Source organism: Ensifer sp. GW821-FHT05G01, from assembly GCF_059419585.1.
Map to the genome: position 1 here is coordinate 287277 of NZ_JBWKSC010000003.1, position 26829 is coordinate 314105.

The window sequence follows — 26829 nt, forward strand, 5'->3', positions numbered from 1 at the left end:
TCGCCCGGGAGCCCCATAGCACGAGATGGCCGCACTGGCCACCCGGAGCCGGCGGCCGACAGCATCCGGAACGCCGGCAACCGCAAACGTCCTTGTGCTGATTGGAGACCATCCTTCGATCGCCACCGAGAAGCGACGTCGGCGAACGGTAACCGCGCTGCAACCATCTGCCCCTGCCCCAACCTTTTCTTTCGATCACGGCAACACCAAAATTGGCGCAGTTGCGCAGCGCCATTCCTTGATAAGAAAGGCTCCTGGATTCGATGAAAGGCCTTTCCATGCCAAGATTCATAGTCGTTGCGGCACTCAGCCTTGCCGCCGTGAGCGCTTCAAATGCCGTCGCCCAGCCTTTTGAAACGCCGGCGGCGTTGATCGAGGCGCTCTATGCACCCTATCTCGGCAATGGCGACACATCCGAGCGCGACGCGTTTTTCTCCGACGGGCTGACCGGGCTTTATGCGGACGACGCACAGAAGAACCAGGGCGAGGTCGGTGCCATCGGCTTCGACCCCGTCATCAACGGTCAGGACTGGGACATTGCCGACCTGCATGTAGGCAAGGCAGAAATCAGCGGCCAGGCTGCTGTTGTCACCGTCCGTTTCGAAAACTTCTCCACCCCCATGACCCTGCGATACAGCCTGATCGATGAAGGCGGCAACTGGCAGGTCGACGACATCGAAAGCATCGAGGGCGACACCCGCTGGAGATTGAGCGAGATTTTCGCCAACGCGCAGGACTGAAACCACGCAGCGCGGAGGCGAATTCGCGCTCGGCCGGGTCGCGCAGAAAGATGGACGCAACTATCATCGGCTTGACAGGCAGTGTCACAGGCGATTAGGGCAGCGTCCCTGTATCGATACAGACGCCAGGAACAAGGGAAGACGGCATGAAACGTGCGATCGTGGCACTCCTCACTCTCCAGCTCGCAGCTTGCCAGTCGATGGCGCTTGAAGACCAGGAGATCGCAACGCCGAAGCCCCCATCCGTGCCGACGCTTTCCGGCGCCGATCTTCAGGCCCTCATCGTTGGCAAGTCGTTGCGCTACACGATCAACGGCGTTGTCTCTTCCTACTTTGCCGACGGCCGATATGGCTACCGCGACTACGAAGTACGCGACGGCGGAACCTACACGATCGCCGGCGACGAGGTCTGCATCACGTTCGAGGATGGCGGCCGACGCTGCGACCAGTTCGCCCGGATTGGTCCTGATTACGTCAGGATCGAAGAAGGCGGCCGCCAGACCAAGGTGGCAGGTGTCGGGCCGGCCTGAACCGGCAACAACCTCGTGGGCGCGAACAATCCGACAGCAATTGCCGGGGGCCAGCCTTGAGCGCGCATGAAATCCGCCCGGCCCGGCCGGACGAACGTCTGGCGCTGATCGAGATTCAGCGGCGGCCTCGCTCACGCATGAAGCCTATCGCGCGCTTCTTCTTCAAAATCCCGATGCCATCGATCTTCCGATCGAGCACATCTCCCAGGGCGGCACGCTGGTCGCGACCGTCGAAGCAGTCCTTGCAGGCTTTGCGGTCGTCATCACCCACCCGGATGGCACCGTCGAGCTCGACGGCCTGTTCGTCGAACCCCGATGGTCACGCATGGGGATCGGCCGCCACCTCGTTCGCGAAGCCTGCAGCAAGGCACGCCAATGGGGTGCTGAGACGCTGATCGTCGTCGCGTCGCCCGAAACCCAAGGCTTTTACGCCGGCTGCGGCTTTGTCGTCGTCGGCGAAGCGAATACACGCTTCGGCACGGCCGTCACCATGCGTCGGCACATCGCCGAAGAATAAGGGCGCCCGGCACGGGTGCCGCTCGCACCGTCAGCCATTGGGCGCGTCCGGCAACAGGCCGTTTCTGCCAGGCTCCACTTCCTAACAATTTGTTAAGAAGAATCGCCGATCGTCCCAAAATGGCATGATTGTCATCGGAGCGAAAACATGAGCTACGATTGGAGTGGCGCAAGACGGCGCCGAACATTAGCGGTCACGGTCAGTGCCGCTCTTATGCTTGCCGCACTGGCGGCAACCATAGCGGTATCCGTTGCGGGCACGATCTTCTAGCCGCGCAACGCGATCCTGACGGACGCGAAGGTCGCCTCTGGGCAACGTGATCTGAGTTGTCGGCGGTCCAACTGGCGCGAGCAACACGCTACCGTCGTCCTCTGCTGCCTCGCAGTACGTGAAGTACGGCGAACTCCGGCAGATCAACCTCGAGAACCCCTTATTCCCGAGGGGTTCAATTATCACGGGTTGTGGCATAGTTCGCCGGGCACTGCGGCTTTAGTGCCCCCGGGGGAGAATGCTGTGAACCCTTTGCGCTCGACACAATGTATCGCGCTGTCGCAGCCTGATATCGACACGCTGCAGCGGGTCTTCGATGACATCTGCGCCGAACATTGCTGGCCGCGCGACAGCGCCCGCGCCCGCCGGCATGCACGCATGCTGATCGACGAATATCTGGCGGGCACGACAAACGAGCAATTGCTGCTCGTCGTTGGCCGCTGGTTCGCCTCCCGCCTGGCGGAGACATCGACCTCGGCTTAGAGGTTGCATGGCGGCGAAACGCACCCGGAAAGGCTGCTTACAAAAGCGTTATCCTGCGCTACATTAGAGCGATTGACTGTTTGCCGCGTGGGAGGAGCCCTGCCGCAAGCCGTCCCGATGCCGACATTCATTGAGATGATCTCGAGGAGGAGACGCATGTATCAAATCATCTGGAACCAGCCGATCGAACTCGACCTCGTGACGGGCGATGTCCGCACCGTCAAGGGCCCATCAGACGCGCTTGCCTGCCTTGCCGACCATTGGCCGCGCCGCGGACCGAGCTACGTCGCCGCCCGCAGCGCCTGCCGCGCCGCCATCGACGGCCGTCGGACTGTCGAGGAAGCGCGATCGCTGTTTATTTCGGCCGCGCGAGAAGCTGAATTGAAAGCGCACTGAGAGGCGTTTTCCGCTTGCCTTGAGTGCCCTGCACTCACCCTTTGTCGTTGGCATGCGAAGAGCATGCGGAATAACGATTTGTTTGGCGCCTGACGCCGTTTCTGAGAAATGACACGTGGCGGCGCGACCGCGCCCCGGAACCGAGCCTGCGCATGGGATGAGGTGATTGCGGTTGCGTGCCGGTTTGGCGCACCATCTTCAAAACGCACACAAATATCCCGGAAATGGCCCGATTTCTGTCGTGAAGCGTTCATTTCTCTCCGGTATATCATGAGGTGCCTCATAAAAACCAATTTCGAAGCGCCTCAGTCCCATTCAAGGGAAAAGCATAATGTCCCGGCAAAGGGACAACGAAAACGGGAGAGATATCATGACTGAACAGAATCTCTATCGCATCGTTGAAGTCACGGTAACACGCGGCGGTGACCGTCGCGATGTTGGCATCATGACCGTGCGCCAGGCCCTGGAACTGCAAGTCCCGAGCCTTGAATACAGCCATCCGGAGCTGAACTCTCGCTCCGACGGCCGGTTTCTCACACGCGACCAGTTGCAGGCTTACGCCGGCTGCGCCTGAGATAAACCCTTGCAGCACCCGGAGAGGGTGCTAACGTCCGGCTGGGATTCTAAACAGCCGGACAATCATGCAAACAGTCATTCCACTTTCGCCACCCGTCCTGTTGCCGATCACCGGCAGCCTCGTGGGTTTTCCGGTGCGCCGGGTCTATTGCGTCGGTCGCAACTATGCGGCCCACGCGATCGAGATGGGGCACGACCCGGATCGCGAGCCGCCGTTCTTCTTCCAGAAAAACCCGGACAATCTGCTGGTGGCTGACAAAGCCTTCCCCTACCCGCAGCGCACGAGCGATGTGCACCATGAGGTCGAACTGGTTGTCGCCCTGAAAAGCGGTGGTGCCGACATCCCGGTCGAACAGGCGCTCGACTGTGTCTATGGCTATGGCGTCGGCATCGACTTTACCCGCCGCGACCTGCAGGCGGAGGCCAAGAAGGCCGGCAAGCCCTGGGCCGCGGCGAAGGCCTTCGAGCATTCTGCGCCGGTTTCCGAAATCGTACCGGTCGAGGCGATCGGCCACCCCGCCAACGGCAATATCTGGCTGAAGGTCAATGGCGAGCTGCGCCAGCAAGGCGATCTCGACCAGATGATCTGGAAAATTCCCGAGGTCATCTCGGAACTTTCGCGGCTCTTCACGCTGGCGCCTGGCGACATCATCATGACCGGGACACCTTCGGGCGTCGGTCCCGTGGTGCGCGGCGACACGGTAACCTGTGGCGTCGACGGCGTGGCCGCCCTCGCCGTCACCGTTCGCTAGGATCAGGGCGCTTCCGCAATCGCTCTGCTCGGAGCCACGGAAGCGCTCGATCGTCTTATCCTGAGGCATATCCCAACGGAAAACCGCGACAGACTTTTCGTAGAAATGCCGTAACCACCTTTGAGCCATTTCCCGACGGAAAACCGCTACGCACTTTTCCTGGAAATGCTCCTGACCGCAAGGATCACGCGATGCCGCTCTACGCCCTTGGACCGCTGCGCCCGCAAACGCCTGCGCAAGGCAGCTACTGGGTGGCGCCGGACGCCAACATCATCGGCCAGGTGGAAATTGGCGAGGATGTCGGGATCTGGTTCGGCGCGACGCTACGCGCCGACAACGAACCGATCCGTCTCGGCGCCGGCACCAACATCCAGGAAAACACCGTCATCCATGTCGACCCCGGCTTTCCCGTGACCATCGGCGAAGGCTGCACCATCGGCCACGGCGCGATCATCCACGGCTGCACCATCGGCGACAATTCGTTGATCGGCATGGGCGCGGCGGTGCTGAACGGCGCCAAGATCGGCCGCAACTGCCTGGTGGGCGCCAATGCGCTGGTCACCGAAGGCAAGGAGTTTCCGGACAATTCGCTGATCGTCGGATCACCGGCCAAGGCGATCCGCGTGCTGGACGATGAGGCAGTCGAGGGGCTGAAGCGCTCGGCGAGCCACTATGTCAAGAACTGGCAACGCTACGCAATACAGCTGACGAAGCTCGACTGAAAGCAGTGAGTTCCAGACATGCCTGGCCACGCTCCGTCAGGCGCAGCTCTGGCAATGGCCGCGGATTTCGATCGTGGTCTTTTCCGTCTTGAAGTTCTGCGCCCGCGTCAGCGCCGACAGCCGCTGCTCGATCGCGATGTCGTGGAACTCAGTTACCTGCCCGCATCCCTCGCAGATCGTGAACGCCGTTACGCCATGGTCGTGCTCATGCTCGTGCGGGCATGTGCAGGCAACAAAGGCATTGAGGCTTTCGAGCCGATGCACGAGGCCATATTCGAGCAGTTTGTCGAGCGCACGATAGACCTGCAGCGGCGCACGAAAACCCTGATCGCGCAGCTTGTCGAGAATGGTATAGGCGCTCAAGGGGCCTTCGGAATGGCTGAGCGCATCCATCACCATTGTCTGGTTCTTGGTCAGTTGCGGGGTCGCCATCAATGATGCCCTCCAGGCGTGGAATGAGACGCTGTCTCCAACCGGCGCCGCCCGATCGGCAGCAGACTCAGTACGAAAAGCGCAAGTGCGGCAACGACGATAGACGGTCCCGACGGTGTATCCCAGTGCAGCGAGCCGAAAAGCCCGCCGGTCACGGCAAGCGCGCCGATGACCGAGGCGAGAACAGCCATGATTTCAGGCGATGTCGCAAAGCGTCGTGCCGTCGCCGCCGGGATGATCAGCAGCGACGTGATCAGGAGGATGCCGACGATCTTCATGGCGATGGCGATCACCAACGCCATCAGCAGCATGAAGAACAGCCGCGCCCGTTCAGGCTTCATGCCTTCCGCTTCCGCGAGTTCGGGATTGACGGTGGAGGCCAGCAGCGGCCGCCAGAGATAGACGATGGCAAAGATCACCAGGATGCCGCCGCCCCAGATGATGTCGATGTCGGATTCCGACACCGCCAGGATGTCGCCGAAGAGAAAGCCGACGAGATCGATCCTGACCCAGGTCATGAAGGCGACGATGACAAGGCCGATCGACAGCGCCGAATGCGAGAGGATGCCGAGCAGCGCATCGGTCGACAGCGCCCCGCGCCGCTGCAGGAAGAGCAACAGTATGGAGACGGCCGCCGCGACGATGAACACCGCAACCATCAAGTTGAGATCGAGAAGCAGCGACAGCGCCACGCCCAGCAGCGCCGAATGCGCCATGGTGTCGCCGAAATAGGCCATGCGCCGCCAGATGACGAAGCAGCCGAGCGGGCCTGCCATGACGGCGATGCCGATGCCGGCGATCAGCGCCCGGACGAAGAAATCGTCAAGCATCGCGCTTCTCCTTCAATTCGAAGCCATGCAGGCGGCTATGATGGCCGCAGCCGCAATCGTCGCCATGGTCATGCACGTTGTCGTCCTCGTCATGGTGATGGCCATCGCCGGGGTAACAGTGCTCGGTGATCGAGCCGTCCGCATGCAGCACGCGCCCGTCGGGCAGATGGGTGTGGTCGTGGTTGTGGCTGTAAACCGCAAGCGTGCTGGCCGCACGGCGGCCGAAGAGCTTCTGGTATTCAGGACTCTGGCTGACGGCCTGCGGCGTGCCTGTGCAGCAGACATGGCCGTTGAGGCAGACGACCGTGTCGGTTTCGGCCATGACGATATGCAGGTCGTGCGAGATCAGGAGGATGCCGCAGCCGGTGCGGTTGCGGATCTGCTTGATCAGTTCATAGAGCGCAATCTCGCCGCTGAAATCGACCCCCTGCACCGGTTCGTCAAGCACCAGCAGGTCCGGTTTGCGGGCAATCGCGCGCGCGAGCAGCGCCCGCTGGAATTCGCCGCCTGACAAATGTTGCACCTCGGCCTTCGCCAGGTGAAGAACTCCGGTCGCCGACAGCGCCTCCTCGATTTCCCGGCCTTTCAGCGGCCCGGTCAAGGTCATCAGCCGCTCGACCGTCAAGGGCAGCGTCCAGTCGACGGAAAGCTTCTGCGGGACATAGCCCACCTTCAGACCCGGCTTGCGCTCGACGTAGCCTTCGTCGGCCTTCAGCACGCCGATCGCGGTCTTTGCCGTCGTCGACTTGCCGGAGCCATTGGGCCCGATCAAGGTGACGATCTCACCGGGGCTGATCGAAAACTCGACGCCGCGCACGAGCCAGCGGCCGTTGCGGCGAACACCGGCATTGTTCAACCGCACCAGCGGTGTCGTTTCTGGGGATCGGAAATTCAGCATCAAAAAATTCCGGATTGGCGGTTGCCACTGGCTATCGCACACGTTATAGCATAACGCAATTGATGTAATAACATTACATTGAAACATCGACACGTTCAACCTGATGTGTGCGTGGTGTTTCAAGTGTCCGAACTGCGCCTGCCTCTGACAGAAAACTGAACAAGTTCAGGGACTTGCGTGACATTCAAGCCCGGAGAAACCGATGAAATCGTCTTCCGCCCTGCTGTTTGCCTCCACCATCCTGTTGTCGTCGCCCGTTGCGGCTGCGGGACCTAATGTGGTGGCTTCGATCAAGCCTGTCCACTCGCTCGTCGCATCGATCATGCAGGGCGTTGGTGAACCCGCGCTGATCGTCGAGGGTGCCGCCTCTCCCCACACCTACAACATGAAGCCATCGAACGCTGCGGCACTTCAGGCGGCCAAGGTGGTGTTCTGGGTCGGACCCGGCCTTGAGGCCTTTCTCGACAAGCCGCTCGATGCCTTGAGCGGCGGCGCCAAGGTGGTGGAACTCAGCGAGGTGCCCGGGCTTGAGAAGCTGAAATTCCGCGAAGGCGGCGCCTTCGAGGCACATGATCATGGCCATGAGGGCCACGAAGGCGAAGCCGGTCACGGCGAAGAAGGCCATAAACACACCGAGGGTGAGGCGGAACACGACCACGCCGCAGCGCCCGAAGCTGCTGCAGCCCATGATCACGACCACGCGCATGAGGGTCATGATCACGATCACGATGGTTTCGACATGCACCTGTGGCTCGACCCGCAGAACGCCAAGGCGATGGCGGCGGCGATCGAAAAGACCCTCGCCGAAGCCGATCCGGACAATGCGGCCGCCTACAAGGCCAACCTCGAAAAGCTCAACCTTCGCCTCGACGCGCTCGACAAGAGCCTGGTTGAAACGGTAGCACCGGTAAAGGACAAGCCCTTCATCGTCTTCCATGATGCCTACCAGTATTTCGAGCACCGCTACCAGGTGCGGGTGGCCGGCTCGATCACCGTGAGCCCCGAGGTTCTGCCGGGCGCCGAGCGGCTGTCGCAGATCCATGCCAAGATCAAGGAACTGGGCGCGACCTGCGTTTTCGCCGAACCGCAGTTCGAGCCGAAGCTGATCAATGTGGTGATCGAGGGCACGCCGGCGAAATCCGGAACGCTAGACCCGGAAGCCGCCACGCTTGATGCCGGCCCGGATCTCTATTTCCAGCTGATGGAAGGTATCGGCACCTCGCTCAAGACCTGCCTCACGTCGGCAAGCTGAACCGTCCTCCCAAGGCGGCAAGCCCGTCTGTCAAGGCGGAGAAATCCGCCTTTGAGGCGGCAGGGGTGGGCGTCCGCGCCCGCCCTTTTCTTTCCTCAATTTACGTAATGGTATAACATATAGGAATTGATATGGAAAAGCTTCCTGTGACCGTGCTGTCCGGCTTTCTCGGCGCCGGCAAGACGACGTTGCTCAACCATGTGCTGACCAACCGCGACGGCTTGCGTGTTGCCGTGATCGTCAACGACATGAGCGAGATCAACATCGACGCCGCACTGATCCGCGAAGGCGGCGCCAACCTGTCGCGCACCGAGGAGCAACTGGTCGAAATGACCAATGGCTGCATCTGTTGCACGTTGCGCGACGATCTCCTGCGTGAGGTCCGCCAGCTCGCCGAACAGAACCGGTTCGACTACCTGCTGATCGAATCGAGCGGCATTTCGGAGCCCCTGCCCGTCGCCACAACCTTCGACTTTCGTGATGAGAACGGCGAGAGCCTTGCCGACGTCGCCCGCCTCGACACGATGGTGACCGTCGTCGACGCCGCCAATCTGCTGGCGGATTATTCCTCGCTCGATTTCCTCGCCGATCGCGGCGAGACCGCAGGCGAAGGCGATACCCGCACCCTGGTCGATCTGCTGGTGGAGCAGATCGAATTTGCCGATGTCGTCGTGCTCAACAAGATCGGCACAGCGACATCAGAGCAAAGGGACGCCGCCCGAAAGATCATCGTCGGTCTGACCCCGGACGCGCGGCTGGTCGAAGTGGATTTCGGCAAGGTGGAACTGCGCGACGTGCTCGGCACCGGCCGCTTCGACCTTGCCAAGGCCGAGCAGCACCCGCTCTGGTACAAGGAATTGCACGGCTTCAAGGATCATATCCCAGAAACCGAGGAATACGGTATCCGCTCCTTCGTCTACAAGGCGCGCCGTCCGTTCGATCCCACGCGCTTTCAGGCGTTTCTCGACCGCTCCTGGCCGGGCGTGGTGCGCGCCAAGGGCTTCTTCTGGCTGGCAACGCGGCCCTATCATGTCGGCGAGTTGAGCCAGGCTGGCGCGCTGGTCAGAACGTCGAAGATGGGCCTGTGGTGGGCAGCCGTGCCGAGGGAGCAATGGCCGCGCGACCCCGGCTTCCTCAGGGCTGTCGACCCCTATATCGACCCCGTCTGGGGAGACCGTCGCCAGGAGATCGTCTTTATCGGCGCCGACCCGATGGACCAGGCCGCGCTGAGCGCCGAACTCGATGCGTGCCTCGTCAAAGACAGCAGCTTTCAGCCGGACCGCTGGCGGGATCTGCCGGATCCCTTCGCAAGCTGGTCGCAGCGGGCGGCCTGATGCAGGCAACGGGACAGAGGCCGCGCCGGCTGCGCTTCACCTGCATGGGGCTCAATGCCGCCGGCAGGCCGGTGCCGATGTTCGATCCGTTCTTCGACGGGCGAGATGAGGTAGAGGAAGGTCCTGTGCCGGTGGGACCGCTGGAGCTTCTGCTGTTCGGAAAGCGGGAACGGACCGAGCCTGAAGATCTCCCGCCGATGCGTCGAACGACAACGTAGCCCCCGGGAGGAGGAGGAAGGGGTCGGCGTTTCGTCAGACAGGCAGTTGGGGATCTGCCAAAAGTCGAAGGGGCAGCCCGAAGGCTGCCCCGATCGCTTGGCTTAACGCGTCGATGCCAGGCCGACGATGACGCCGGTCGCCAGGCTGATCAGCAGGAAGTCGTTGTCGACGCGCACCCACTGCTGGCCACGCGGCGGCTGGCGCAGCTTGTAGCGGCGGTAGTCACGCACCTGCGCCATATGGCGGCGCTCGGCCGGGCTCAGGCGATGGCCGCGGGACCAGCGTTCCCTCTTTTCGATGGTGACCCGCTTTTCGATGGTCACGTGCCTGTCACCACGGCGCTCCACGTTGCGGTCCATGTGGCGATCAACCTGATGGCGCTGGTAGCGGTCATGGTTCTGGGCGACTTCGAAGGAACCTGCCGGCTGCGCAAAGGCGGCGACCGGCGTGATCAGGAAGGAGCTGGCGACCAGGGCAGTCAGGAAACGTTTCATCGGGGTATTCCTTTCGTTATTTGCACCCCGAAAATAGGCCCGACTTCCTGAACCGAATATGAAACACTACATTACAAATACGTAATGATATTGAGCACTTATAAGCATTTCCTTACAAGCGTGCACCCCCTTCTGACAGGCTGACGTAACGGAACCGACCGAAATCCGCCGGTAGTCCCCCGCCCGACGTGTCGAAGGCGAACATGCCGGCAAAGGCTCCGGTGAAGGATCCGTGTTCGCCGCGGCCGCCCTCGTCCGACACCACACCGGCATCGAGAACCGGGCCGATCGCCTGCCACTCCATCTCGCCGTCGGCGCGCCAGAAGAACTGCAGGTCGTTGTCACGCACCTCCATGGCAAGCTCGATCGGTCCCGTCGGAACGGCGATGCCGCTTCCGATGGGAAACTGCAGCCGGCCATGCGGGAAGTCGCCCGGACAGGACAGGATCGTCAACGCCCGCCCGAGTGTCTCATGCCAGGTCAGGCTGAGCGCATGGAACTTGTGGCGGTTGTAGTAGTGCGCGAGCCCGGCCACCTGCTGGTAGGTCCCGGGCGCGAATTCGACCGAGGTTTCGGCGCGGAAGGAGTGATGCTCCTGCCGGCGAGCGACGAGGGCCTGCTCGAACCAGCTGCCGATGCTCTCGCGGCCAAAGAGCCGCAAATGCCCTGCCCGTCTTTCCAGCGAAAAGATCCGCTCGGGCAGCGGCGTTCGCAGCCATTGGAATTCGGACGGCAGCGCCGTTTCATCGAAATCGGTCTCGACCACACGCGGCGACGACAGGGCCCGGGCGGCACCCGGGGCTGCGACTGTGATCTCGGGAACCGGCCCACCGTTTTCCAGATAGAGCCAGCCATCGTCGCGCCAGACGCATTTCTGCAGCGCCGTCTCGCGGCCAAGCGTGCAGCGGCGCTGGGGCGGCAGCGGCCGGCCGCAGAGATGCGTGTGATAGGCCTGCCCATCCGGCGTCTCGACATATTGCCCGTGCCCGGCGCGCTGCAGCGGCGCGTCGGGGTGGTCCTTCGAGGTGATCAGGTAAGTATCCGGGTGCATCTCGTAAGGACCGTCGATCGTGCGCGACCGCGCCATGGTCACGGCATGATCATATCCGGTGCCGCCCTCCGCCGTCGTCAGATAGTACCAGCCGTTCCGCTTGAAGAGATGCGGTCCCTCGACCAGACCGAGTGGCGACCCGGCAAAGATATTCTTCACCGGCCCGGTAAGCCTGCGCTTTCGCTCGTCCCATTGCTGCAGCAGAATGCCGTCGAAGGCCGGATGTTTGGGCGAGCCGCCAAAGCTCTCGCTGCGGTGGTTCCACTGCATGTTGAGAAACCACTTGCGGCCGTCATCGTCATGGAACAGCGACGGGTCGAAGCCGGAGGAATTCACGTAAACCGGATCGGACCAGACCGCCTCGATCGCCTCCGCCGTGACGATGTAATTGTGCGCGTCCTTGAAGTTGCCGTCGAAGCGCTTGACGTCGGTATAGACGAGAAAGAACAGCCCATCGTCATAGGAGAGGCACGGCGCCCAGACGCCGCAGCTATCGGGATTGCCGCGCATGTCGAGCTGGCTTGCCCGCTCCAGCGGCCGGCGCACCAGCCGCCAATTTACCAGATCGCGCGAATGATGGATCTGGACACCCGGATACCACTCGAACGTGGACGTGGCGATGTAGTAGTCCTCGCCGACGCGGCAGATCGACGGATCCGGGTTGAAGCCGGGCAGGATCGGGTTGCGAATCAGGGCAGTCATACCGGGCACTTCCTCCGTTTATCGACCACATCCAGCCCCAAACCATCACGATTTTCAAGACTGCAACGTTGCAGTTAGCTATGCGACATAGGGCGACGCCTACGGGAATCCGGCAGTATCGTCATTCCCCGCCTTCAGGTTTCCAAGTGGAACCCCCTGACGATACTGGGTCATGCCCTGTTGTGCCCAATGATTGGGCAATCGCCTGATAGCTCTATTCGACTTTAGTCTGGGGCGGCGGAACTAACAGGGAAAATCGAGCCTCGGACTTGAACGCGGGCTTGAAATCGGCACTCTGCCTGTGCTTGGCACAAAAACCAAAACAGCCACTGCGGGGAGGAAATCGATGAAAGCGTTACTCGGCTTCAGCCGACTCATAGACACGATTACCGAGTTCATCGGCAAATCGGTCTCCTGGCTCATTCTGGTTGCTGTGCTCGTCAGCGCCGGCAATGCCGTCATCCGGAAAATCTTCAACATGTCGTCGAACGCCTGGCTCGAGGCGCAGTGGTATCTGTTCGGTGCCGCCTTCATGTTTGCAGCCGCCTACACGCTGAGCCAGAACGAGCATATCCGCATCGACGTGGTCTACGGCCAGTTCTCGCGCCGCGTACAGCACTGGATCGACCTGTTCGGCCATGTCTTCTTCCTGATGCCTTTCGTGCTCCTGGTGCTCTATTACCTCTTTCCCTATGTGAAGATGTCCTTCGTCTCGGGCGAAGTGTCGTCCAGTGCGGGCGGCCTGATCATCTGGCCGGCAAAGGCTATCCTGCTCTTCGGCTTCCTTTTGCTCGCCTTCCAGGGCGTGTCGGAAATCATCAAGAAGGTCGCGATCATGACCGGCAACATGGACGACCCGACACCTTACGTGCCGACCCATGCGCCGCTTGACGACGTCGTCGCCCCGGAGGCCCGTCCATGATCGAATTCATTGCTGAAAACCTGGCACCGATCATGTTCGTTTCGCTGATCGTGTTCCTGCTGCTGGGCTATCCTGTCGCCTTCTCGCTTGCCGCCAACGGTCTTCTGTTCTTCATCATCGGCGTGGAGCTCGCTCCAATGTCGGATTCGATCAACCTCTCCTGGCCATTGCTCAACGCTTTGCCCGACCGGTTCTGGGGGGTGATGTCGAACGATACATTGCTCGCCATCCCCTTCTTTACCTTCATGGGGATCGTGCTCGAGAAATCGGGCATGGCGGAAGACCTGCTTGATACCATTGGCCAGCTCTTCGGCCCGATCCGCGGCGGTCTTGCCTATGCGGTCATCTTCGTCGGCGCGCTGCTTGCAGCCACCACCGGCGTGGTTGCCGCGTCCGTCATCGCGATGGGCCTGATCTCGCTGCCGATCATGCTGCGCTACGGCTATGACCGGAAGGTTGCCTCGGGCGTCATTGCCGCTTCAGGCACGCTCGCGCAGATCATTCCGCCGTCGTTGGTGCTGATCGTCCTTGCCGACCAGCTCGGCCGCTCGGTCGGTGACATGTATGCCGGCGCCCTCATTCCGGGCCTGGTTCTGACCGGCCTCTACATGGTCTACATCCTGATCATGACCTTCGTCCGGCGCGACTCGATGCCGGCACTGCCACTGGCAGCCCGCACCCTCGGCTCCGGCGTCACGTCGCTGATCATCGCCCTCCTCGTCGCCGGCGCCTTTGCCTATGCGGCCCATATCTATCTCTATCCGACCCATGGCGAAAACGCCGACATTCTCGGCGCAACCGTCGGCGTCGGCTTCATCTACGTCGTCGCACTGCTCGATCGCGGCCTCAAGATCAACGCGATGTCGCGGCTTGCCCAGCAGGTCATCATCGTGCTGATCCCGCCGCTGGCGCTGATCTTCCTGGTGCTCGGCACCATTTTCCTCGGCATCGCCACGCCGACCGAAGGTGGCGCCATGGGTGCCGTCGGTGCCCTGATCATGGCCGCGGCCAAGGGGCGCCTCACCATGGACGTGGTGCGCGGCGCGTTGACGGCAACGACAAGGCTTTCGGCCTTCGTGCTGTTCATCCTGATCGGTGCCCGCGTGTTCTCGCTGACCTTCTACGGGGTCAACGGGCACATCTGGGTCGAACATCTGCTGACGGCAATGCCGGGTGGCGAAACGGGCTTCCTGATCGCGGTCAACCTGCTCGTCTTCTTCCTGGCGTTCTTCCTCGACTTCTTCGAGCTTGCCTTCATCATCGTGCCGCTCCTGGCTCCGGCTGCCGACAAGCTCGGCATCGACCTGATCTGGTTCGGCGTGCTGCTCGGCATCAACATGCAGACCAGCTTCATGCATCCACCCTTCGGCTTCGCGCTCTTCTATCTGCGCTCGGTCGCGGCCAAGGTGCCCTATCTCGACAAGATCACCGGCAAGACGATCCAGCCGGTGACGACAGGCCAGATCTACTGGGGTGCAGTGCCCTTTGTCGGCATCCAGCTCTTGATGGTGGCGCTGACGATCATGTTCCCGCAGATGGTCATGCACTACAAGGGAGCAGGGACTGTCGTCGATCCGAACACGATCAAGATCGAGGTGCCTGGTTTCGGCGCCGGCGGTGGCGGCCTCGGTCTTCCCGGCGGCCTGCAGCTTCCAGGCGGCAGCCCGCTCGACCAGAAGCCGGCCGACCAGGGCGGCGCCCAGCCGCAGACAGCACCATCGAACGACCTCAGCCAGCCGCCGTCGTTCGGCAGCCCAGGTGCTCAGCCGCAGACGGCACCGTCAAACGACCTCAGCCAGCCGCCGTCGTTCAAGTAGAGCGGACTGGCAGATGGAAATACGAAGGGCGGCCCATCGGCCGCCCTTTTCATTTCGGCAAGGATTTATCCAGTCACTGGAAGCTTGCAGCAAGGCGTTTGCGCCGACCACCCCACCCTCATTCCTGTGCTCGTCACAGGAATCCAGTCAGCCCAAGTTATTGGGCTAAAACAGTCTTTTGACCCCACGGACGTGGGGTCGCTGGATCTCCGCCACAAGGGCGAAGATGAGGGGAAGAGGCATACGCCTCTCGCCAGGAGACCATCTTCCGGCCTTGACCTCAGCCAATGGGCAGGACGATTGCGGCATGCGGCGAGCGACCCCGCTCAGTCCAGTCGTTTTGCCGGATTGTCGCGGTACCAGTCGACGATCATGGGCATCATCTCCTCGAACGGCCCACCCACAAACACGTTGAGAAGCCCCATGCGCGCGGTGCTCTCGTTGCGGAAGTCGTGCAGGGTGCCGCGTGGGATGACGCAGATCGATCCCTTCTCCATCCGGTACCAGGTGTCGCCGACGAGGATGCTGGCCGTTCCCTCGATCACGTAGAAGATTTCGTCATTGTCGTCATGGCTGTGCGCGCCCGGCCCTTCGTGCCGCGCCTCCACCCACCATTCGGAAATTGAGAACCGGCCTTGCGTTTCCGGGCCGTCGGCTTTGAACACCGCCTGTATCGCGCCCATGTCGTAGCGCCGGCCGCCATCCGGTCCGTGCACGATCGATTGGCTTTCGCTCGGCATGACATCCTCCTCGTCAGGAATTGACGCCGCAACCCTACCACGAAATCAGGCGGCGATGCCGATCGTGAGAAGGAATGAAAAAGCCACCCGCAACCGAAGTTGCGGGTGGCCTCTGGCAATCGGGTGCAGGGGAAAGCTTAGAGCTTGCCGCCGCGCTGCTGGATCATCATGAAGGTGTCGTAGTTGTATTCGGCGATCTGGGCATTCAGGTAGTATTCGCCGCGGAATGCCTTGATCGAGTCCCAGATCTTCTTGAAGGTCGGGTTCGTGGCTTCCATTTCGGCATAGACTTCGTTTGCCTTGTCGAAGCAGGCCGACAGGATTTCCGCGCTGAACGGGCTGAGCTTGGCGCCGGCGGCAACCAGGCGCTTGATCGCCGAAGGGTTCAGGTAGTCGTACTTCTGCAGCATGTTCGCGTCGGTTGCCTGGCAAGCGGTGCGAAGCAGCGACTGGTAGTTCTTCGGCAGGCCGTCGAAGGCCGCCTTGTTGAACATGGCGTGAACCGTCGGGCCACCTTCCCACCAGCCGGGATAGTAGTAGTAAGGCGCGACCTTGTAGAAGCCGAGCTTCTCGTCGTCATAGGGGCCGACCCATTCGGCAGCGTCGATGGTGCCCTTTTCGAGCGCGGGATAGATGTCGCCGCCGGCGATCTGCTGCGGCACGACGCCGAGCTTTTCGACCACCTTGCCGGCAAAGCCGCCGATGCGCATCTTCAAGCCTTGCATGTCGGCAACGGTCTTGATTTCCTTGCGGAACCAGCCGCCCATCTGCACGCCGGTGTTGCCGCCGGGGTAACCGACGAGGCCTTGGGTCGCCAGGAATTCGTTGAAGAGGTCGATACCGCCGCCATGGTAGTGCCAGGCGTTCATGCCGCGCGCGTTGAGAGCGAAAGGAACGGCCGCGCCGAGCGCCCAGGTCGGGTCCTTGCCCCAGTAATAGTATGCGACCGTGTGGCAGGCTTCGACCGTACCGGCAGCAGCCGCGTCAGCCGCCTGCAGACCGGGCACGATTTCACCGGCTGCGAACACCTGGATCTGGAAATTGCCGTCAGTGGCTTCGGAAACGTATTTGGACAGGACTTCGCCGCCGCCGTAAATCGTGTCCAGCGACTTGGGGAACGACGAGGCAAGGCGCCAGTTGATCTTGGGGTTTGCCTGCGCGATGGCCGGCGATGCGAGCGCAGATGCGCCGGCCGCGGCCAAGCCACCGAGGCTTGCGTTTTTAATGAATGAACGGCGATCCATGGTTCCTCCCTATTTCCGCCAAGGCAGAATCCGGCGCAACCGTGGCCGCGCCTCCGCCCAATGGAACCTCACCGCCCTTGCGGCACGTGCGAGGCCCCGCTCCTCCTCCTCAAGCGCATCGCAATCTCTGACGATCGCTCCCTGCGCTTTCCCTTTTTTATTGCTGCGCATGCCGTCATCACAAAACCGCTTCGCACTCTCGTGCGACATGCCTCAGAGCCATCCGTATCGCAACGCGAACCGGCGGCATCGACGCACCTTACACGCTCACTTATGCATGTCCAGCGGACGCTTTCCGGCGCATATTCGACTTTTGTCTAATGCGCCGGAAGGCAGCGTTCATTGCCCAAAATCGAGGCAAATCAATATTTTCGGCTAACTAGAGCTCCGCCGAAGTCGCCCAGAGATTGACGTCCGCTTCGCGGGCGTAAAGATCGATCTCGGCCAGTTCTTCCGCCGTGAACGTGTCGTTTTCGAGCGCCTTGACGCAATCGACGATCTGCTCGGAACGGCTGGCGCCGATCAGCGCCGAGGTGATGCGTCCGCCGCGCAGCACCCAGGCAAGCGCCATCTGCGCCAGCGTCTGCCCGCGCTTTTCGGCAATGCCGTTGAGCTTGCGGATGTTGTCGATGATCTCGGGCCGGATGAAGTCCTTCTTGAGGAAGTGGTTCTGTGCGGCACGGCTGTCCTGCGGAATGCCGCCGAGATACTTCGTCGTCAGCATGCCCTGGGCGAGCGGCGAAAAGACGATCGAGCCGATGCCGAGATCTTCCAACGTCTGCACGAGACCGTCATCCTCGATCCAGCGGTTGAGCATGGAATAGCTCGGCTGGTGGATCAGGCAGGGCGTACCAAGCTCCTTCAGGATCGCGGCCGCCTCGCGGGTACGCTGCGAGTTGTAGGAGGAGATGCCGACGTAGAGCGCACGGCCCGAGCGCACAATGTGGTCGAGCGCGCCGCAGGTTTCTTCCAGCGGCGTGTCCGGATCGAAGCGGTGCGAATAGAAGATGTCGACATAGTCGAGACCCATGCGCTTCAGGCTCTGGTCGCAAGACGCGATCAGATACTTGCGGCTGCCCCACTCGCCATAGGGACCCGCCCACATGTCGTAGCCGGCCTTGGACGAGATGATCAGCTCGTCGCGCAGATGCGCGAAATCGGTGCGCATGATTTCGCCGAAGGCAGTTTCAGCCGAGCCCGGAGGCGGGCCATAATTGTTGGCGAGGTCGAAATGGGTGATGCCGAGGTCGAAGGCGGTGCGGCACATGTCGACCTTGCGATCGTGCGGGGTGTCGCCGCCGAAATTGTGCCAGAGCCCCAGCGAGATCGCCGGCAGCTTCAGGCCGGAGCGGCCGACGCGGTTGTACTTCATGGTGTCGTAGCGGTTTTCCGCCGGTAGCCAGGTCATCGCAATTCCTCCGCGATATCGATGGCGGCAAACACCCGCCATCCTGCAAACGAGAAGGGTTTCCGCGATTGCGGAAACCCCTGTTCAGCAACGTCTAGACTGGTCCGGTGCGGCTATGAAGCGGCAGCGGCACGATTTCCCGATATTTCTTCTTCCGGCTCGATCAGCAGCGCCTGCGCCTCCTCGATCCCAAGTGCGGCCGGCTGGGTGCAGGTGGTCGTCAGTTCGATGAACCGCCCTTCCTCGCCGGATTTCAGGATCGACACCATCACATCGACGCCGTGCAGCGCGCGCTCGAGCGAGCAGCGGGCATCACGACCCTCGAGAATGGCGATCGCCATGTCGGCGAGACCGGCGGTGCGGTAGTTCGCCATCGGCCCCTGCGGATGCTCCTGGTTTTCGACCGCAAAGGGATGATCCCACATTTCGAGCGGCTGGATGTTCTTGTCGCGGCCGCTTGCTTCCACCTTGCCGCCGAAGAAATTGGGATCGGGCACGAAGATGGAGCCTTCCGTGCCGTAGAGTTCCATATTGGCGTGGCGGTGCGACCAGACATCCCAGCTCGCCGACAGCGTGATCGTCGCGCCGTTCACAAATTCCAGCAGCGCATGGATGTTGGTCGGCGTCTTCACCGGGATTTCTTCGCCGTTGCGCGGTTCGCTGGTGATCGTGCGCGTCGGATTGGCCATCGACGACAGGGCCGCCACGCGCTTCACCGGACCGATCAGGTTGATCAGGTTGGCAATGTAGTAAGGCCCGAGATCGAGGATCGGCCCGCCGCCTGGCAGGAAGAAGAAATCCGGGTTCGGATGCCACATCTCCATGCCCGGGCTGAGCACGTGGCACGTGCCCGACGTGACGCGACCGATCTTGCCGGCGTCGATAAAGCTGCGGGCAAGTTGATGCGCACCGCCGAGGAAGGTATCGGGCGCGCAGCCGACCGTCAGGCCCTTCGCCTTGGCAAGAGCGCGCAGTTCCTCGCCCTGCTCCAGCGACAGCACCAGCGGCTTTTCCGAGTAGACGTGCTTGCCGGCTTCCAGAATGCTCTTCGACACCGGGAAATGCGCGTCAGGGATCGTCAGGTTGACGACGATGTCGACATCCGGGTTGGCAAGCAGCGCCTCGATGCTCTCAGCCTTGACGCCGTATTCGGCGGCGCGCGCTTCGGCTGCCGCCGGGTTGATATCCGCGCAGGCAACGACCTTGATGCCCCTGAAAAGCGGCGCAAGCTTGAAATAGGTGGTGGAGATGTTGCCGCATCCGATGATGCCGACGCCAAGTTCCTTGGTCATGGAATGAACCTGTTTCTCAATAGGATTGGATGGAGGCGAGCGAGCGCTTGGCAAAACGCTGGAAGTCGCTCGGATTGTCGTGCTCGGCGATGAAGTAGCGCGCCTTGGTGCCGGAAAGCGCCTGGAACAGACCCTTCCAGTCGACCGTACCTTCGCCGACGTCGGCCCAACCGTCCTCGTCCTTCTTCTCACCCGTCGGCGCGATGTCCTTCACGTGCACGGCCGTGATCCGGTCGGCGTATTTCTTGATCCAGGCGATCGGATCGGCACCGCCGCGGATGATCCAGGCGATGTCGGCTTCCCAGGAGAGATCCGGCCCGCCCGCAAAGATCAGGTCCTGCGGAATGCTGCCATCGGGCAAGGCGAAGAATTCGAAGTCATGGTTGTGCCAACCGAAGATCAGGCCGGCGTCGCGGTAAGGCTTGCCGGCCGCCTGCAGGCGCTCGCCGAATGCGCGCCAGCCGCCGGCATCCGTCGGGCGGTGTTCCGGCAGGAGATAGGGGCAGTAGATTGCGCAGATCCCGAGTGCCTTTGCGATTTCGAGCACCCGCGCCGGGTCGCTCTCCAGCATGTCCAGGCCGAAATGCGCGGTCGGCATTTCAAGGCCATTCTCGTCGAGACCGTCCTTGAAGCTGGCGATCTCGGCATCGCTGAGCGCCGCATAAAGCGCACCGTAGCCTTCGACCTGGCTGTAGCCTGCTTCGCCAATCGCCTTCAGCACATTGGCAAAGGGCGGAAAGTTGCGGGCGCTATAGAGCTGGAAACTGACATCTTTCATCAAAGATCCTCCTCGGGAAATCATCGTGATCGGTCTGATCGGTGGGAGCGGGACAGGGACTTCCCGCCCTTGTTGTCATCTCGCCCTGAGCCAGGCGTCATAGTCAGACACCAGCAGATGGACGGGGGATGCGTCTTCCTCGATCGCCGAGAAGCGACCGACGGGTTCGCGGAAGTAATTGTCCGTGAGGTCGTCGTTGACGGTCGAAACCTCGCCCATCAACACGTCTCCGTCCTCCGCCCAGAAGGCGTGCCAGTTGCCGGGCAGAAGCGTCACACTCTCGCCGGGAAGCAGCTTCAGGAGATCGCCGGCTTTCAGCCGCCGCAGCCGCGCATCGGTCGCGACCTCGACATCGCTTTCCTCGTCGACGGTGCCGTCAGGGCGCGAATTGTACATCTGCAGCACCAGCGTGCCGCCGCCGCGGTTGATGATGTCCTCGGTCTTGATGGCGTGGCGATGCAGCGGATTGACCTGGCCGTTCAGGGTGATCATCAGCTTTTCGGCATAGACCATGCCCTGCCCCGTTCTCAGGTTCGAGGCATCGCCATTGCGCAGTGTGAAGAGCACGAGGCCGAACTCGTCGAAACGGCCCTTGCCGTAATCGGTAATGTCCCACCCGAGACGGGCATCGTAGATGGCAGGGCAATCGGACGCGACGCGCGCCTTCAGCTCCTCCGGCTTCCAGTAGGCAAAGGGTGGAAGCGTGAAGCCGAAGCTGCGCATGAAGGCATCGCTGCGGGCGATAATGTCATTGACGTGGCTGCGTTTCATGGCGGCTCACCCCTTTCCCTGGCAGGATTCGAGATCGAAGACGGCAAAGCGCGGCAGAGTGCCGGCGCCAAGCGATGTCTTCGGCGTGAAGCGGATGACCTTCGTCTCGCCGGCGAGGAGATCGAAGGCATTGTCGGCATAGCGCCCGGCGACATCGGCCTCGATCATCACGTGCAGGGCCAAGCCGCTTGCCGTGACTGAAACGTCGAAGGCACCGCCATCCGCCGGCGCAACGGCAAGCGTCAGCCCGGAAGGCTGAAGATCGAGCGCCTTGTAGGTTCCGTTCACGTGATGCCCCTCGCCGCGCATACCGTTCGACGCCTCGAAGGACCAGAACAACAGTGCGTTTGCGGGAATGTCGCGCGCCGCAATGCTCACCAGGGTCGCCGCCCGGTCCGGTGGGCAGGTGCCGGCCGCCGCCATCAGCGGCTCGCGCTTGCCGTCAAGCGTGACGACGAAGGCCTGCAGTTCCACAGTCACCGGCTCGGCCGTATCGTTGACCATCGAGAAGGCGATTTCCTTGCCGTCCTTGGAAGGAATGGCGGCGACGGCTACCGGCTGGAAGAAGCGGCGCACCATATAGTGCATCGCCTTCCAGCTGCCGCCGTAGTCGAGGCTTGACCAGGAGGCGACCGGCCAGGTGTCGTTGAGCTGCCAGTAAAGCGTGCCCATGCAATGGGGCTTCAGCGAGCGCCAGTAATCGACGGCCGTGCGGATCGCCAGGCCCTGCTGGATCTGGCTCAAATAGACGAAAGCCGGGAAATCCTTGGGGAAGCGAAAATAGCGGAACATCGTGCCGGCGATGCGTTCGTTGCCGCCCACATTCTTCTGGTGGCTTTCGATGACCGGCGACGCGATGTTGAGATCCTTCTCGGCCGCGAACTGGCGAATGACCGGCATCGACGTATAGGACTGGAATCCGAACTCCGAGCAGAAGCGCGGCCGCACCGAGCGGTAATTGTCGAACGACTTGTTCTCGTGCCAGACCGACCAGTAGTGCATGTCGCCGGAGCCGTCCGAGTGCCAGGCATCGCCGAAATCGAGATAGCCGGATGCTGGGCTTGAGGGCCACCAGATCGCCTCCGGCAGCGCCGCCTTCAGCGCCACCTCCACCGTGCGGTTCAGCCGGTCATAGGAAACGAGATAACGGTCGCGATCCTTTCGCGGCTCGTCGAACCAGGTGAGCGCGCCGACCAGCTCGTTGTCGCCGCACCAGAGCGCGATCGACGGATGGGACGACAGGCGCTTGACCTGGTAGTCGACTTCGGCGGCGACATTGTCGAGAAAGTCCGGCGTCGAGGGATAGAGGTTGCAGGCGAACATGAAGTCCTGCCAGACCATCAGGCCCAGCCGGTCGCAGAGATCATAGAACCAATCCGGCTCGTAGAAGCCGCCGCCCCAGACGCGGATCATGTTCATGTTGGCTTCGACCGCCGAGGTCAAAAGGCCCTCGACACCTCCTGGCGTGACGCGCGACATCAGCGCATCGGCGGGAATCCAGTTGGCGCCACGGCAAAAGATCTCGCGGCCGTTGACGCGGAAGGCAAAGCGACTGCCCGCCTCGTCCTTGTCGGTCAGGAGCTCGATGGTGCGGAAACCGATCTGACGGCTCACCTGCTCCTGCGGCACCTCGACAGTCAGCAGCGAAAGGGCCTGCTCGCCGCTGCCGGCCGGCCACCAGCGCTTCGGCTCCGTGACGGTGAAGACATGGGTGACGCGCGTCTCACCAGTGCCGACGGCACAGTCGAGCCGCTCCCTCTGGTCGTCGAGCGAGAAATGAACGGGCAGGATTCCCGGGCCGTCGGCAAAAAGCGTGACGGTCACGAGCAGATCGACCGAACCGTCGTCGAGCCAGATCTGTTTTGTCGTCACATGTTCGATGCGCGCGATCTCCAGACGCCGCAGCGCCAGCGTGCCGTAGATGCCAAGCGGCGCGATCGCGATATTCCAGTCCCAGCCGAAGTGGCACTGGGGCTTGCGCAGCATGTTGCCGTTGGCGATCGGCGAATTGCCAGGGTGGTAGGGCACGTAGAAGGGCTGGGCCGCCTGCCGTCTCGCCCCCTCAGCTATCGAGGACGGAAGCACGATGCGGATGCGGTTTTCGCCCGGTACAAGCGCGCGCGACACATCCGGTCGATGGCGGCGGAAGCAATTGTCGGCTTCGAGCACCATCAGGTCGTTGACGAAGACGGAGGCAACAGTGTCGATGCAGTCGAGGTCGAGATACCAGTAGCCGCCGAGATCGCCGGCATCGATCGACACCGATCGCTCGATCACCCAGTCCTCGTGCGCCACCCACTGCACGTCGTCTTCGTTGCGGCCGACATAGGGGTCATTGATGATGCCGGCCTTCTGCAGCGCCGTGTGCACGTCGCCCGGCAGCACCATCGGGACGACATGGCTTTGGTCGCTGGCAGTGAGCTGCCAGTCGCCTGAAAGGTCGAGGTGGACGGCGGTTCGGTTCAGGTCCTCTGAGAGCATTTCCATATTCCGTTGATCCCCGGCGACGGTGCCGGCATGCCAGTGTGTCGAAACGCGCCGGGTGATGGAAGCCGGCGCGCTTCCTCGTTGTTTACAAACGGTTTTCGTTGCCCGCGTCGAAGAGCGAGGCGACCGCCATGTCAAAGGACAGCGTGACCGCCGTTCCCGGCTTGTAGCGCCGCTGGCCGGCAATGCGCACCGACATCGACTGGCCGGCAAGCTTCAGCCAGAGCAGATTGTCGGCGCCCATGGGCTCCTCGATATCGACGACAGCCTGATGCGACGGCACACCGCTCGATGCCTCGTCGACGCGCACATGCTCGGGCCTGACGCCGAGAACGACCTTCTGCCCTGCCTTGAGGGGCCCACGCGACGGATAGGCAGAGACGTCGAAATCAACGCCATTGGCATGCACGAATGCCCGCCCATCCCTCAACTGAAGTTCGCCGCGGAAGAAGTTCATCGAAGGCGAACCGATGAAGCCGGCGACGAACAGGTTTTCCGGCGCGTTGTAGATCGTCATCGGATCTGCGAGCTGCTGGATGACACCGCTTTTCATGACGGCGATGCGGTCGGCAAGCGTCAGCGCCTCGATCTGGTCGTGGGTGACGTAGATCATCGTGTTCTTCAGCGACTGGTGCAGCCGCTTGATTTCCACACGCAGTTCCGAACGCAGCTTGGCGTCGAGGTTGGAGAGCGGCTCGTCGAACAGGAACACGTCGACATCGCGCACCAGCGCCCGGCCGATCGCCACGCGCTGGCGCTGGCCGCCGGAAAGTTCCGCGGGCTTGCGCTTCAACAGCGGCTGGATCTGCAGGATCTCCGCGGCGCGGCTGATGCGCCGGTCGATCTCGGTCTTTTCCACCTTGGCGACCTGGAGGCCGAAGGAGAGGTTCTTCTCCACCGACATCTGCGGATAGAGCGCATAGGACTGGAACACCATGCCGATGCCGCGGTCCTTCGGCTCCTCCCAGGTGACGTTCTTGTTTTTGATGAAGATCTGGCCGTCGCTGACATCGAGCAGGCCGGCGATGCAGTTGAGCAAGGTCGACTTGCCGCAGCCGGACGAGCCGAGCAGCACCAGGAATTCGCCGTCCTTAATGTCGAGGTTGAGCGTGTCGAGCACAGTGACGGCACCGAAGCTCAACGACAGATCCTTGACCGATACGCTGACGTTTTCCATGCCCTTACCCTTTCACTGCGCCGGCGGCGATGCCGCGGACAAAAAGCCGCCCGGAGACGAAGTAGACGAAAAGCGGAACGGCGCCGGTCAGGATCGTTGCCGCCATGTTGACGTTGTATTCCTTCACGCCCTGCACCGAGTTGACGATGTTGTTGAGCTGCACGGTCATCGGGTAGTATTCCGGCCGCGTGAACACGACGCCGAACAGAAAGTCGTTCCAGATACCGGTCACTTGCAGGATCATGGCGACGACGAAGATCGGCATCGACATCGGCAGCATGATGCGGAAATAGATGGTCCAGAAGCCCGCACCGTCGACGCGCGCCGCCTTGAACAGTTCCTCGGGCAGCCCGGCGAAATAGTTGCGGAACAGAAGCGTCAGGATCGGCATGCCGAAGATCGTGTGCACGATGATCAGCCCAGTCAGCGAACCATAAACGCCAAGCTCGCGCAGAACGATGACGATCGGGTAGATCATCACCTGATAGGGGATGAAGGCGCCGACGATCAGGATGGTGAAGAACAGGTCGGCACCCTTGAAGCGCCAGTTCGCCAGCGCGTAACCGTTGATCGAGGCGATCGCGATCGACACGATGGTCGAGGGAACGGTGATGCGGACGGAATTCCAGAAGCCGCGCGAGAGCCCGTCGCAGTTAAGCCCGGTGCAGGCGCTTGACCAGGCTTTGACCCAGGGCTCGAAGGTGATCTCGAGCGGCGGGGCAAAGATGTTGCCAAGGCGGATTTCCGGCATGCCCTTAAGCGACGTCATGACCATGACGTAGAGCGGCAGCAGATAGTAGAGCGCCACGACGATCAGGGTGCCGTAGATCATGATGTTGCGGCCCGAAAGCGCCCGGCGCGGCTTTTTGCCCCGAGGACCGGCCTGGGTCGCACGTGCCTGGACTTTTTCCGCTTCGGGCTCGATGCCCGCGTCGATGGTGTTGAAAGCGACGATCTCAGGCACGCTTGCGCCCTCCCCCAAATTCGAGATAGGCCCAGGGCACGATGATGATGGCGACAGTCACGAGCATCATGGTCGAGGCGGCAAAGCCCTGGCCGAGATTCTGCGCCTGGAACATGTAGTCGTAGACGTATTTGGCCGGCACTTCCGAGGCGATGCCCGGGCCGCCGCTCGTCTGCGCCACCACGAGATCGTAGACCTTGACGATCCCGCTCGCGATGATCACCAGCGTGGTGATGAAGACGCCGCGCATCATCGGGATGATCACCAGCAGATAGGTCTTCCACATCGGGATTCCGTCGACGCGGGTCGCCTTCCAGATATCCTCGTCGATACCACGCAAGCCGGCGAGCATCAGGCACATGACGAGCCCGGTACCCTGCCAGAGTGCAGCAATCAGGATGCCGTAGATGACGATGTTGGAATTGTAGAGCGGATCGAAGGCAAAGCTCGTCCAGCCGAGCGAACGCACCACCGACTGGATGCCGAATTCCGGGTTGAGCAGCCACTGCCACACGAGGCCCGTCACGATGAAGGACAGCGCGAAGGGATAGAGCATGATCGTGCGGAAGGTGTTTTCGAAACGGATCTTCTGATCCATCAGCGCCGCAAGCACGAAGCCAATGACGAGGCTGAAAACCAGCGAGAAGAACCCGTAGATAACCAGGTTCTGGACCGACATGAGCCAGCGCGGTGCCGCCCAGAGCCGCTCGTACTGATCGAGGCCGACGAACGAGAGCCGCGGCAAGAGCTTGGAATTGGTGAAGGAATAGACGACCGTCCAGATCGTGCCGCCGAGGAAGATGACCACGGCCGTCAGGATCATGGGGACGGAGGCAAATTTCGCATTCAGGTTCCGCAACCACTGGTTCGGTCGCCCCGAACCGCGTGTGTGACCCGCCATGTTTCGTTCCTCCGGAACTGCAATCTGCATCGGATGACGGGCAGCCGGTAGCGCGAGGGCAAAGCCCCCTCGGATAGCCGCCTCATCACGTTGACAGCCCTTCCCGGTCCGTGTCGAAAACGGTCGACAC

At 61.9% G+C, this 26829-nt stretch carries 29 protein-coding genes; 13 read left to right on the plus strand and 16 right to left on the minus strand.

The window, feature by feature from the left end; all coding sequences use genetic code 11:
- Positions 1-278: 278 nt before the first annotated feature.
- Positions 279-740: a DUF3828 domain-containing protein gene (locus AC07UR_RS10115; RefSeq protein WP_209791343.1), complete on the plus strand. Its 462-nt coding sequence runs from the start codon at positions 279-281 to the stop codon at positions 738-740.
- Positions 741-886: 146 nt separating this feature from the next.
- On the plus strand, positions 887-1270 hold the full coding sequence (locus tag AC07UR_RS10120; protein WP_077503774.1) for a hypothetical protein: 384 nt from the start codon (positions 887-889) through the stop codon (positions 1268-1270).
- Positions 1271-1385: 115 nt separating this feature from the next.
- On the opposite strand, the gene AC07UR_RS10125 is transcribed toward AC07UR_RS10120, so the two are convergent.
- Positions 1386-1541: a hypothetical protein gene (locus AC07UR_RS10125; RefSeq protein WP_234941943.1), complete on the minus strand. Its 156-nt coding sequence runs from the start codon at positions 1539-1541 to the stop codon at positions 1386-1388.
- Between AC07UR_RS10125 and AC07UR_RS10130 the strand changes: the two genes are divergently transcribed.
- The 6 genes from AC07UR_RS10130 to AC07UR_RS10155 all read left to right on the plus strand — a co-directional run bounded on the left by AC07UR_RS10130 (position 1488) and on the right by AC07UR_RS10155 (position 4986).
- Positions 1488-1787 (plus strand): GNAT family N-acetyltransferase, encoded by a 300-nt coding sequence (locus tag AC07UR_RS10130; RefSeq protein WP_234941962.1) that lies wholly within the window; start codon positions 1488-1490, stop codon positions 1785-1787. The two genes, AC07UR_RS10125 and AC07UR_RS10130, sit on opposite strands and share 54 nt — an antisense overlap.
- Positions 1788-2300: 513 nt before the next feature.
- On the plus strand, positions 2301-2540 hold the full coding sequence (locus AC07UR_RS10135) for a hypothetical protein (protein WP_209791344.1): 240 nt from the start codon (positions 2301-2303) through the stop codon (positions 2538-2540).
- Between the two features lie 156 nt (positions 2541-2696).
- A complete protein-coding gene (locus AC07UR_RS10140; protein WP_173420219.1) occupies positions 2697-2936 on the plus strand; it encodes a DUF982 domain-containing protein in 240 nt (79 codons plus the stop codon).
- Between the two features lie 370 nt (positions 2937-3306).
- The gene (locus tag AC07UR_RS10145; RefSeq protein WP_210264383.1) at positions 3307-3510 is read left to right on the plus strand and encodes a hypothetical protein; all 204 of its coding nucleotides are present in this window, start codon (positions 3307-3309) and stop codon (positions 3508-3510) included.
- 67 nt (positions 3511-3577) lie between these two features.
- On the plus strand, positions 3578-4264 hold the full coding sequence (locus tag AC07UR_RS10150; protein ID WP_209791345.1) for a fumarylacetoacetate hydrolase family protein: 687 nt from the start codon (positions 3578-3580) through the stop codon (positions 4262-4264).
- Between the two features lie 191 nt (positions 4265-4455).
- Positions 4456-4986 carry a gamma carbonic anhydrase family protein gene (locus AC07UR_RS10155; RefSeq protein ID WP_494700037.1) on the plus strand — a complete coding sequence of 177 codons (531 nt, stop codon included), beginning with the start codon at positions 4456-4458 and terminating at the stop codon, positions 4984-4986.
- Positions 4987-5022: 36 nt separating this feature from the next.
- Here the strand turns inward: AC07UR_RS10155 and AC07UR_RS10160 are convergent, their stop codons facing one another.
- From AC07UR_RS10160 to AC07UR_RS10170, 3 genes are read right to left on the minus strand one after another with little or no spacing between them, the layout of a single operon-like run.
- The gene (locus AC07UR_RS10160) at positions 5023-5418 is read right to left on the minus strand and encodes a Fur family transcriptional regulator (protein ID WP_077503781.1); all 396 of its coding nucleotides are present in this window, start codon (positions 5416-5418) and stop codon (positions 5023-5025) included.
- The gene (gene znuB, locus AC07UR_RS10165) at positions 5418-6248 is read right to left on the minus strand and encodes a zinc ABC transporter permease subunit ZnuB (protein ID WP_025427319.1); all 831 of its coding nucleotides are present in this window, start codon (positions 6246-6248) and stop codon (positions 5418-5420) included. Before znuB ends, AC07UR_RS10160 begins: the two co-directional genes overlap by 1 nt.
- Positions 6241-7146, minus strand: coding sequence for an ATP-binding cassette domain-containing protein (locus AC07UR_RS10170; protein WP_173420222.1), 906 nt, complete (start codon positions 7144-7146; stop codon positions 6241-6243). Before AC07UR_RS10170 ends, znuB begins: the two co-directional genes overlap by 8 nt.
- Positions 7147-7348: 202 nt before the next feature.
- On the opposite strand from AC07UR_RS10170, the gene znuA reads away from it, so the two are divergent.
- From znuA to AC07UR_RS10185, 3 genes are all read left to right on the plus strand, one after another.
- Positions 7349-8398, plus strand: a complete 1050-nt coding sequence (znuA, locus tag AC07UR_RS10175) for a zinc ABC transporter substrate-binding protein ZnuA (RefSeq protein ID WP_209791347.1) — start codon at positions 7349-7351, stop codon at positions 8396-8398.
- A gap of 131 nt (positions 8399-8529) precedes the next feature.
- On the plus strand, positions 8530-9732 hold the full coding sequence (zigA, locus tag AC07UR_RS10180) for a zinc metallochaperone GTPase ZigA (protein ID WP_494700036.1): 1203 nt from the start codon (positions 8530-8532) through the stop codon (positions 9730-9732).
- Complete coding sequence (locus AC07UR_RS10185) at positions 9732-9950, plus strand: hypothetical protein (protein ID WP_173420224.1); 219 nt, start codon at positions 9732-9734, stop codon at positions 9948-9950. Before zigA ends, AC07UR_RS10185 begins: the two co-directional genes overlap by 1 nt.
- A 102-nt stretch (positions 9951-10052) precedes the next feature.
- Here the strand turns inward: AC07UR_RS10185 and AC07UR_RS10190 are convergent, their stop codons facing one another.
- Positions 10053-10445, minus strand: coding sequence for an RcnB family protein (locus tag AC07UR_RS10190; RefSeq protein ID WP_209791348.1), 393 nt, complete (start codon positions 10443-10445; stop codon positions 10053-10055).
- A gap of 112 nt (positions 10446-10557) precedes the next feature.
- Positions 10558-12189, minus strand: a complete 1632-nt coding sequence (locus AC07UR_RS10195; RefSeq protein WP_459553710.1) for a glycoside hydrolase family 43 protein — start codon at positions 12187-12189, stop codon at positions 10558-10560.
- 355 nt (positions 12190-12544) lie between these two features.
- Here AC07UR_RS10195 and AC07UR_RS10200 point away from each other — a divergent pair, with 355 nt between their 5' ends.
- Complete coding sequence (locus AC07UR_RS10200) at positions 12545-13120, plus strand: TRAP transporter small permease subunit (RefSeq protein ID WP_173420227.1); 576 nt, start codon at positions 12545-12547, stop codon at positions 13118-13120.
- On the plus strand, positions 13117-14937 hold the full coding sequence (locus tag AC07UR_RS10205; RefSeq protein ID WP_209791350.1) for a TRAP transporter large permease: 1821 nt from the start codon (positions 13117-13119) through the stop codon (positions 14935-14937). The genes AC07UR_RS10200 and AC07UR_RS10205 overlap by 4 nt, the downstream gene beginning before the upstream one ends.
- Positions 14938-15263: 326 nt before the next feature.
- On the opposite strand, the gene AC07UR_RS10210 is transcribed toward AC07UR_RS10205, so the two are convergent.
- From AC07UR_RS10210 to AC07UR_RS10255, 10 genes are all read right to left on the minus strand, one after another.
- Positions 15264-15677, minus strand: coding sequence for a cupin domain-containing protein (locus tag AC07UR_RS10210; RefSeq protein ID WP_173420229.1), 414 nt, complete (start codon positions 15675-15677; stop codon positions 15264-15266).
- Positions 15678-15814: 137 nt separating this feature from the next.
- Positions 15815-16921 (minus strand): TRAP transporter substrate-binding protein, encoded by a 1107-nt coding sequence (locus AC07UR_RS10215; RefSeq protein WP_173420230.1) that lies wholly within the window; start codon positions 16919-16921, stop codon positions 15815-15817.
- 379 nt (positions 16922-17300) lie between these two features.
- Complete coding sequence (gene mgrA / locus AC07UR_RS10220; protein ID WP_209791351.1) at positions 17301-18329, minus strand: L-glyceraldehyde 3-phosphate reductase; 1029 nt, start codon at positions 18327-18329, stop codon at positions 17301-17303.
- Positions 18330-18442: 113 nt separating this feature from the next.
- Positions 18443-19621, minus strand: coding sequence for a Gfo/Idh/MocA family protein (locus tag AC07UR_RS10225; RefSeq protein WP_209791352.1), 1179 nt, complete (start codon positions 19619-19621; stop codon positions 18443-18445).
- A 16-nt stretch (positions 19622-19637) separates the two neighbouring features.
- Positions 19638-20399 carry a sugar phosphate isomerase/epimerase family protein gene (locus tag AC07UR_RS10230; RefSeq protein ID WP_209791353.1) on the minus strand — a complete coding sequence of 254 codons (762 nt, stop codon included), beginning with the start codon at positions 20397-20399 and terminating at the stop codon, positions 19638-19640.
- A gap of 75 nt (positions 20400-20474) precedes the next feature.
- On the minus strand, positions 20475-21170 hold the full coding sequence (locus AC07UR_RS10235; RefSeq protein WP_173420234.1) for a D-lyxose/D-mannose family sugar isomerase: 696 nt from the start codon (positions 21168-21170) through the stop codon (positions 20475-20477).
- Positions 21171-21176: 6 nt separating this feature from the next.
- The gene (locus tag AC07UR_RS10240) at positions 21177-23651 is read right to left on the minus strand and encodes a beta-mannosidase (RefSeq protein WP_209791354.1); all 2475 of its coding nucleotides are present in this window, start codon (positions 23649-23651) and stop codon (positions 21177-21179) included.
- Positions 23652-23742: 91 nt separating this feature from the next.
- A complete protein-coding gene (locus tag AC07UR_RS10245; protein WP_209791355.1) occupies positions 23743-24834 on the minus strand; it encodes an ABC transporter ATP-binding protein in 1092 nt (363 codons plus the stop codon).
- A 4-nt stretch (positions 24835-24838) separates the two neighbouring features.
- A complete protein-coding gene (locus AC07UR_RS10250; protein ID WP_234941964.1) occupies positions 24839-25666 on the minus strand; it encodes a carbohydrate ABC transporter permease in 828 nt (275 codons plus the stop codon).
- A 124-nt stretch (positions 25667-25790) separates the two neighbouring features.
- On the minus strand, positions 25791-26699 hold the full coding sequence (locus AC07UR_RS10255; RefSeq protein WP_173420237.1) for a carbohydrate ABC transporter permease: 909 nt from the start codon (positions 26697-26699) through the stop codon (positions 25791-25793).
- Positions 26700-26829: the final 130 nt, after the last annotated feature.

Coding starts and splice junctions, on each gene's coding strand:
- AC07UR_RS10115 (WP_209791343.1), top strand. CDS start 279: ATGCCAAGATTCATAGTCGTTGCGGCACTCAGCCTTGCCGCCGTGAGC.
- AC07UR_RS10120 (WP_077503774.1), top strand. CDS start 887: ATGAAACGTGCGATCGTGGCACTCCTCACTCTCCAGCTCGCAGCTTGC.
- AC07UR_RS10140 (WP_173420219.1), top strand. CDS start 2,697: ATGTATCAAATCATCTGGAACCAGCCGATCGAACTCGACCTCGTGACG.
- AC07UR_RS10145 (WP_210264383.1), top strand. CDS start 3,307: ATGACTGAACAGAATCTCTATCGCATCGTTGAAGTCACGGTAACACGC.
- AC07UR_RS10150 (WP_209791345.1), top strand. CDS start 3,578: ATGCAAACAGTCATTCCACTTTCGCCACCCGTCCTGTTGCCGATCACC.
- AC07UR_RS10155 (WP_494700037.1), top strand. CDS start 4,456: ATGCCGCTCTACGCCCTTGGACCGCTGCGCCCGCAAACGCCTGCGCAA.
- AC07UR_RS10160 (WP_077503781.1), bottom strand. CDS start 5,418: ATGGCGACCCCGCAACTGACCAAGAACCAGACAATGGTGATGGATGCG.
- znuB (WP_025427319.1), bottom strand. CDS start 6,248: ATGCTTGACGATTTCTTCGTCCGGGCGCTGATCGCCGGCATCGGCATC.
- AC07UR_RS10170 (WP_173420222.1), bottom strand. CDS start 7,146: ATGCTGAATTTCCGATCCCCAGAAACGACACCGCTGGTGCGGTTGAAC.
- znuA (WP_209791347.1), top strand. CDS start 7,349: ATGAAATCGTCTTCCGCCCTGCTGTTTGCCTCCACCATCCTGTTGTCG.
- zigA (WP_494700036.1), top strand. CDS start 8,530: ATGGAAAAGCTTCCTGTGACCGTGCTGTCCGGCTTTCTCGGCGCCGGC.
- AC07UR_RS10185 (WP_173420224.1), top strand. CDS start 9,732: ATGCAGGCAACGGGACAGAGGCCGCGCCGGCTGCGCTTCACCTGCATG.
- AC07UR_RS10190 (WP_209791348.1), bottom strand. CDS start 10,445: ATGAAACGTTTCCTGACTGCCCTGGTCGCCAGCTCCTTCCTGATCACG.
- AC07UR_RS10200 (WP_173420227.1), top strand. CDS start 12,545: ATGAAAGCGTTACTCGGCTTCAGCCGACTCATAGACACGATTACCGAG.
- AC07UR_RS10205 (WP_209791350.1), top strand. CDS start 13,117: ATGATCGAATTCATTGCTGAAAACCTGGCACCGATCATGTTCGTTTCG.
- AC07UR_RS10210 (WP_173420229.1), bottom strand. CDS start 15,677: ATGCCGAGCGAAAGCCAATCGATCGTGCACGGACCGGATGGCGGCCGG.
- AC07UR_RS10215 (WP_173420230.1), bottom strand. CDS start 16,921: ATGGATCGCCGTTCATTCATTAAAAACGCAAGCCTCGGTGGCTTGGCC.
- mgrA (WP_209791351.1), bottom strand. CDS start 18,329: ATGACCTGGCTACCGGCGGAAAACCGCTACGACACCATGAAGTACAAC.
- AC07UR_RS10225 (WP_209791352.1), bottom strand. CDS start 19,621: ATGACCAAGGAACTTGGCGTCGGCATCATCGGATGCGGCAACATCTCC.
- AC07UR_RS10230 (WP_209791353.1), bottom strand. CDS start 20,399: ATGAAAGATGTCAGTTTCCAGCTCTATAGCGCCCGCAACTTTCCGCCC.
- AC07UR_RS10235 (WP_173420234.1), bottom strand. CDS start 21,170: ATGAAACGCAGCCACGTCAATGACATTATCGCCCGCAGCGATGCCTTC.
- AC07UR_RS10240 (WP_209791354.1), bottom strand. CDS start 23,651: ATGCTCTCAGAGGACCTGAACCGAACCGCCGTCCACCTCGACCTTTCA.
- AC07UR_RS10245 (WP_209791355.1), bottom strand. CDS start 24,834: ATGGAAAACGTCAGCGTATCGGTCAAGGATCTGTCGTTGAGCTTCGGT.
- AC07UR_RS10250 (WP_234941964.1), bottom strand. CDS start 25,666: ATGATCTACGGCACCCTGATCGTCGTGGCGCTCTACTATCTGCTGCCG.
- AC07UR_RS10255 (WP_173420237.1), bottom strand. CDS start 26,699: ATGGCGGGTCACACACGCGGTTCGGGGCGACCGAACCAGTGGTTGCGG.